At 71.4% G+C, this 6,126-nt stretch carries 8 protein-coding genes; 5 read left to right on the top strand and 3 right to left on the bottom strand.

Going from position 1 to position 6,126, the window contains the following annotated elements; all coding sequences use genetic code 11:
• Positions 1 to 876 (top strand): glycosyl hydrolase (locus tag FFA01_RS13790; RefSeq protein WP_146856765.1); only part of this gene is annotated, 876 nt, incomplete at its 5' end.
• A 70-nt stretch (positions 877 to 946) separates the two neighbouring features.
• Here the strand turns inward: FFA01_RS13790 and FFA01_RS13785 are convergent.
• Together FFA01_RS13785 and FFA01_RS13780 are read right to left on the bottom strand one after the other, a co-directional pair.
• A complete protein-coding gene (locus FFA01_RS13785; protein ID WP_146856764.1) occupies positions 947 to 1,381 on the bottom strand; it encodes a MarR family winged helix-turn-helix transcriptional regulator in 435 nt (144 codons plus the stop codon).
• Positions 1,382 to 1,389: 8 nt separating this feature from the next.
• Positions 1,390 to 1,572 carry an isochorismatase family protein gene (locus FFA01_RS13780; RefSeq protein ID WP_146856763.1) on the bottom strand — a complete coding sequence of 61 codons (183 nt, stop codon included), beginning with the start codon at positions 1,570 to 1,572 and terminating at the stop codon, positions 1,390 to 1,392.
• A 95-nt stretch (positions 1,573 to 1,667) separates the two neighbouring features.
• Between FFA01_RS13780 and FFA01_RS13775 the strand changes: the two genes are divergently transcribed.
• The gene (locus tag FFA01_RS13775) at positions 1,668 to 2,648 is read left to right on the top strand and encodes a zinc-binding dehydrogenase (RefSeq protein WP_146856762.1); all 981 of its coding nucleotides are present in this window, start codon (positions 1,668 to 1,670) and stop codon (positions 2,646 to 2,648) included.
• A 50-nt stretch (positions 2,649 to 2,698) separates the two neighbouring features.
• Here the strand turns inward: FFA01_RS13775 and FFA01_RS13770 are convergent, their stop codons facing one another.
• A complete protein-coding gene (locus tag FFA01_RS13770) occupies positions 2,699 to 3,181 on the bottom strand; it encodes a MarR family winged helix-turn-helix transcriptional regulator (RefSeq protein ID WP_146856761.1) in 483 nt (160 codons plus the stop codon).
• A gap of 112 nt (positions 3,182 to 3,293) precedes the next feature.
• Here FFA01_RS13770 and FFA01_RS13765 point away from each other — a divergent pair, with 112 nt between their 5' ends.
• From FFA01_RS13765 to FFA01_RS13755, 3 genes are all read left to right on the top strand, one after another.
• Complete coding sequence (locus tag FFA01_RS13765) at positions 3,294 to 3,863, top strand: NADPH-dependent F420 reductase (protein ID WP_146856760.1); 570 nt, start codon at positions 3,294 to 3,296, stop codon at positions 3,861 to 3,863.
• Positions 3,864 to 4,052: 189 nt separating this feature from the next.
• On the top strand, positions 4,053 to 4,913 hold the full coding sequence (locus tag FFA01_RS13760) for a carbonic anhydrase (RefSeq protein WP_146856759.1): 861 nt from the start codon (positions 4,053 to 4,055) through the stop codon (positions 4,911 to 4,913).
• A gap of 163 nt (positions 4,914 to 5,076) precedes the next feature.
• Positions 5,077 to 6,123 (top strand): NAD(P)-dependent alcohol dehydrogenase, encoded by a 1,047-nt coding sequence (locus FFA01_RS13755; protein WP_146856758.1) that lies wholly within the window; start codon positions 5,077 to 5,079, stop codon positions 6,121 to 6,123.
• The last annotated feature ends 3 nt before the right edge of the window (positions 6,124 to 6,126 follow it).

Genomic DNA, 6,126 nt, shown 5'->3' with positions numbered 1-6,126 from the left:
TACCTGGCGAGCATCAAGGGCCAGAAGATCGTCAGCGGGCAGCACAACAAGGAGCCCGCCGGGCAGCCGAACCAGTACACGCAGCGCGTCAAGGACATCACGGGCGTCTACCCGGCGCTCTGGGGCGGCGACTTCCTGTTCGCTTCATCGGATGTGGCGAACCGCCAGCGGGTCGTCGATCAGGCGAAGACGGAGTGGCGGAACGGGGCGCTCGTCTCGCTCACGTGGCACGTCTGCCCGCCGACGGTCGCCTCGTCGTGCTCGTGGAACGACGTCAACGCGAACCTCACGGACGCGCAGTGGTCGCAGCTGACCACGAACGGGACGGCGTTGAACTCGGCGTGGAAGTCACGGCTCGACGAGATCGTCCCCTACCTGCAGCAGCTGAAGGACGCCGGCGTCCCCGCCGTCTTCCGTCCCCTGCACGAGATGAACGAGCAGTGGGCGTGGTGGGGCGGCCGCTCGGGCTCGTCGGGCTCGGCGAAGCTGTATCAGATCACCCGCGACCATCTGGCGGGCACGAAGGGGATGACGAACCTCATCTGGGCCTGGAACGTCCAGGACAACCCGGACGGCGGGCTGGCCGGGTACTACCCGGGGAGCTCGTACGTCGACGTCGTGACGCTCGACGCCTGGTACAAGGCGTTCCCGAGCGCGTCGGAGTACCAGACGATGCAGTCGATCGCGGCGGGCAAGCCCATCGCGCTCGGCGAGGTCGGGAAGATGCCCACCTCGTCTCAGCTCGCATCGCAGCCGAACTGGACCTGGTTCATGCACTGGTCCGAGCAGCTCGAATCGTCGAACACGCAGCAGGCCATCAAGGACACCTACTCTGACCCGCGTGTGCTGCACCAGGGTGACGTCGCGATCCCCTGACTCTCGACGGCGGACGAGCGGGGCGGCGCCGACGGTGCGTCGCTCCGCTCCACCGGGGGCTCGGCCTCCGTCAGGTCCGCGCGGTTCGGCCCGCTCGTCGGAGCGAGCCGAGCTGCGCGCCCAGCGTCCGCCGCGCCTCGTCGCTCAGGTGCGCGCCGAGATGGGTCTGGAGGGTGGACTCGACGACCGTCTCGCCGCGGTCGATGACGACCCGCGCCTCCTCGGTCAGGACCAGCAGCGACGACCGGCGGTCGTCGGGGTTCGGCCGACGCGCGCAGAGCCCGCCTGTCTCGAGCCGGTCGATCAGCTTGCTGGTGCCGCCGACGGTGAGGCCGAGCTCGCGTGAGACGTCGAGGATCCGGCACGGACCGAGGCGCTGCAGCACGAGCAGCGCCTCGAATCGGCCCAGCGGGACGTCGGTCTCGGCACGGAGCGCGCCGTCGACGTGGTCCCAGAGCCGCATCTCGAGGCGGGTCAGGTCGAAGAAGAGGTCGTAGAGGCCCATGATCGCGGTCAGACGGCGCGGGCGGTCAAGGCGGCCGTGACGGTCGCGGTGTCGCTGATCGTGGCGATGTTGGTCAACGCGTAGCTCGTCGCGGCGTGCTGCCACTCGGCGCTGAGACTCGAGGTCGCGTCCTCGACGAGCGTGACGCGGTAGCCGTGGTCGGCAGCGGGGGCGGGGGTGGACGTCGACATGAGGCGGCTTTCGAGACGGGGCGCCGAAGTGCGCTCTGTGGAAGTATATTCCTCGGCAACGACTTCGAGCACCGGTTCGGAGCGGAGAGGGTGTCATGACGACGATGCGAGCGATCGTGCTGGACGGCCCGGGCGGCCCGGAGGCGCTGACGATCCGCGAGGTCCCTCGCCCGGCGGCCGAGCCGGGACAGGTGCTGATCGAGATCAGGGCGTTCGGGCTGAACCGGTCCGAGCTGCACTTCCGGCAGGGCCTGGGGTCGTTCGGGTCGTTCCCCCGCGTTCCCGGGATCGAGGCGACCGGAGTCGTGGCGGAGGCGCCCGGCGGCGAGTTCGCTCGGGGGCAGCAGGTCGCCGCGATGATGGGCGGCATGGGGCGCACGATCGACGGCGGGTACGCCGAGTACGTGGTGGTCCCGGCGTCGTCGGTCGTCCCGTTCTCGAGCGGCCTCGACTGGTCGGTGCTCGGCGCGGTGCCCGAGATGCTGCAGACCGCCCACGGATCGCTGACGACCGGCGTCGACGCCCGGCCGGGCGACAGCCTGCTGATCCGAGGAGGCACGTCGTCGGTCGGTCTGGCGCTCGCCGTGATCGCGAAGCAGCGGGGGCTGACGGTCCTCGCGACGACACGGGACGCCGCGAAGGCCGATGTGCTGCGTGCCGCCGGAGCGGATCATGTGGTGGTCGACGATGGAGCGGTCGCCGACGCCGTGCGTCGCATCGTCCCCGAGGGGGTGTCCGGGGCCGTCGAGCTGGTCGGGGCGCCTGCCCTGCGCGACACGCTCCGTGCCACCGCGGTCCACGGGACGGTGTGCTTCACGGGGATGCTGAGCGACCAGTGGACCGTGCCCGACTTCTATCCGATCGACTTCCTGCCCAACGGGGTCCGGCTGACCGCCTATTCGGGCGAGGCCGGCGACCTTCCGGCCGGGGTGCTGCAGGGGTTCCTCGATGCGGTCGCGGCCGACGAGGTGAGCGTGCCGATCGGTCGGGTCTACCCGTTCGACGACATCGTCCGGGCGCATGCGGACATGGAGGCCGGCGCGGTGGCGGGCAAGCTCGTCGTGACCGTCGGCTGAGGAAGGTCGCCGACCGCGGCCGTGGCATCGGGCGGTGACGGCCTCCGTGGTCAGCGTCCGCTCGCGAGCATGCGGCCGTCGGGATCGAGCCGGCCGAGCAGCGCGGTCGAGATCGCCCCGAGCTGCTCCACCTGCTCGGGGGTGAGCGCATCGACGACGAAGCGCCGGACGGCGTCGACGTGGCCCGGCGCGGCGGCGACGACCTTCCGCCAGCCGGCCTCGGTGAGGCCGACGTTCGTCGCCCGGCGGTCCTCGGGGCAGGGGGTCCGCTCGACCAGGCCGGCCGCCTCGAGGCGGGTGACGACCTTCGACAGGCGGGGGAGGGACGCGTTCGTGCGGGCGGCCAGGGTGCTGGTGCGCAGGACGCGGCCGGGCGACTCGGACAGCATCGCCAGCGTGAAGTAGTCGAAGTGGGTCAGGCCCTGATCGGTCGTGAGCTGCAGATCGAGCGCGGCCGGGAGGAGTTCGAGGACGGCGGTGAACCGCACCCAGGCGCGTCGTTCGTCGTCGGACAGCCATCTCGTCTCGGTCATGTCGATCATTCTAATCCAAAGCTTGCATCTACAACTATCGAGGCGTACTTTGGTTGTACAAGCAACCATTGCTCCCGCCGTCAGGGTGGGGGCCAGACGAAAGAGCATCGACATGACGAACGTCACCATCTTCGGTTCCGGCAACATGGGCACGGCCATCGCGGGCGTCCTCGAGGCGGGCGGCGCCTCCGTCGACCACGTCGGCTCCGCGGGCGGCACCGTCACGGGTGACGTCGTCGTCCTCGCCGTGCCCTACCCGGCTCTCGACGCGATCGTGGCCAGCCACGGCGACCAGCTCGCGGGCAGGGTCGTCGTCGACATCACCAACCCGCTCGACTTCTCGACCTTCGACTCGCTCGTGGTCGCCGACGGCAGCTCGGCCACGGCCGAGCTCGCGGCGAAGCTGCCCTCGTCGTCGGTGCTCAAGGCGTTCAACACGACCTTCGCCGCGACTCTCGCGACCAAGAAGGTCGGCGACCTCGACACGACCGTGCTGATCGCCGGCGACGACGCCGCGGCCAAGCAGACCCTCGCCGACCTGATCGACGCCGGCGGCGTCCACGCCGTCGACGCCGGCTCGCTCGCCCGCGCGCACGAGCTCGAGGCCATCGGGTTCCTGCAGCTGACCCTCGCCGCCGGCGAGAAGATCGGCTGGACCGGCGGGTTCGGCGTCGTCCGCTGACCCTGGGGGCTCCGTCTCTCCGACATGCAGGTCGTCACCCCGCCTCACCAGAATGAGATATGTTGGTCGACCTGACGACGCCCCGGCCGCTGCTGCTCCCGCAGCAGGCCAGGAACGCCGGATGAGACGACGTGGGGGCGCTCGTCCGCCGAGAAGCCGGTGGCGTCCCCGACGAAAGAGCCGCCACGCATGCCGACGCAGTCGAGTCCACCGTCCATCACCGTCCGCGGGCTGGCCGCGGGGCTCGCTCTCGTGGCGGGGCTCGCGGTGAGCTCGTGCACCGCGCCTCCCTTGGGTGCCGAACCGGACTCGGAGCCGGCAGCCGGCCGGTCGTCGGTCGCCGGCGACGACGGCGCGCACGACGACACCCCGCACTGGTCGTACGACGGCGCCGGCGGGCCGGACGCCTGGGCCGACCTCTCGTCCGACTTCGCCGCCTGCTCGACAGGCCTCGCCCAGTCGCCGATCGACCTGCCGGCCACGATGCCCGACCTCCGCGACGTCGTCCACCTCGACGTCGGCGTCGCCGAGGCCGAGGAGGCCGACAGCGGTCATGCGGCGCAGGTCGACATCGACGACGGATCGACGGTCGCCTACCTGGGCCACGACTACGTCCTGAAGCAGATCCACGCGCACACCCCCGCCGAGCACACCGTCGGCGGGGTCGTTCCGGCCGCCGAGATCCACCTCGTGCACGCCGACGACGACGGCGGCCTGCTCGTGCTGGGCGTGCTCGTCGACGAGGGCGCGCACGACGACGCGTGGCAGCCGTTCGTCGACACGGCCGCAGGGGCCGAGGGGGCCGTGGCCGACCTCGACCTACCGGCCATGCTTCCCGCATCGCTCGCCCACTGGTCGTACGACGGCAGTCTGACGACGCCCCCGTGCACCGAGGGGGTCCGCTGGCTCGTGCTGGCGACGCCCCTGGAGCTGTCGGCGGAGCAGATCGGTGCGCTCGGCGCCGCGCACGCGCACAACTCCCGCGGCGTGCAGCCGCTCCGCGACCGGACCGTCGTCGGCGGCGACGCCACGATCACGCGGACGGACTGACCCGGCGACGCGCCTCCGGATCAGGGGAGGCGGGGGCGGCCGCTCGTGCGCCGTGGACGCGCCGCCGGCGACGGGTGCACCATGGACGGTAAATTGCACGACGACCGTCGCGCAACCAGACGTCTCGCCGTCGCCGCGGCGTGCCGATCCGCGAGGAGTCCCCATGAGAGCGCTGCAGTACACCACGATCGGCCGGGCGCCCGAGGTCGTCGAGATCGAGAAGCCCGTCCCCGGCCCGGGTGAGGTCCTGCTGAAGGTGACCGCCGCGGGCGTCTGCCACTCCGACGACTACGTGATGAGCCTCTCCGAGGAGGACTACCGCGAGCAGAAGTACCCGCTGCCCCTCACCCTCGGGCACGAGGGCGCCGGCGTGATCGCGGAGTTCGGCCCCGGCGTCGAGACCGGCCTCCGGATCGGCGAAGCCGTAGCCGTCTACGGTCCCTGGGGCTGCGGCCACTGCCTGAACTGCTCGAAGGGGTGGGAGAACTACTGCACCAACGCGGCCGCGGAGGGCATCCGCCCGCCCGGACTCGGCAGCCAGGGGGCCATCGCCGAGTACATGATCGTCGACGACGTGCGCCACCTCGTGCCCATCGGCGACCTCGACCCCGTCGCCAACGTCTCGCTGACGGACGCCGGCCTCACCCCGTACCACGCCATCAAGCGCAGCCTGCCGAAGCTCGGCGCCGGCACCTACGCCGTCGTCATCGGATCCGGCGGACTCGGTCACGTCGGCATCCAGATGCTCAAGGCGCTCTCCGGGGCCACGGTCATCGTGCTCGACGTCAGCGACGAGAAGCTCGAGCTGGCGACGCACGTCGGCGCGGACGTCACCCTGATCAGCGACGAGTCGGCCGCCGCCTCGATCCGCGAGATCACGAACGGCCTCGGCGCGGACGCCGTCTTCGACTTCGTCGGCGCCGCCCCGACCATCGCCACGGCGACCGCGGTCGCCGCCATCGACTCCGACGTCACGATCGTCGGGATCGGCGGCGGCAGCGCGGCCGTCGGCTTCGGCACGATCGCCTACGACGCCGCCGTGCGCATCCCGTACTGGGGTTCGCGCAGCGAGCTGATCGAGGTCTTCGAGCTCGCGAAGGCCGGCAAGGTCGACGTCGAGGTCCAGCGGTACCCGCTCGACGAGGCGCCGCGAGCGTACGAGGACCTCCACGCCAGCGCCATCCGCGGGCGAGCCGTCATCGTCCCCTGACCG

Source organism: Frigoribacterium faeni, assembly GCF_007988805.1.
Classification (GTDB): Bacteria; Actinomycetota; Actinomycetes; order Actinomycetales; family Microbacteriaceae; genus Frigoribacterium; species Frigoribacterium faeni.
This window is presented reverse-complemented; position numbering and strand designations above follow the sequence as displayed.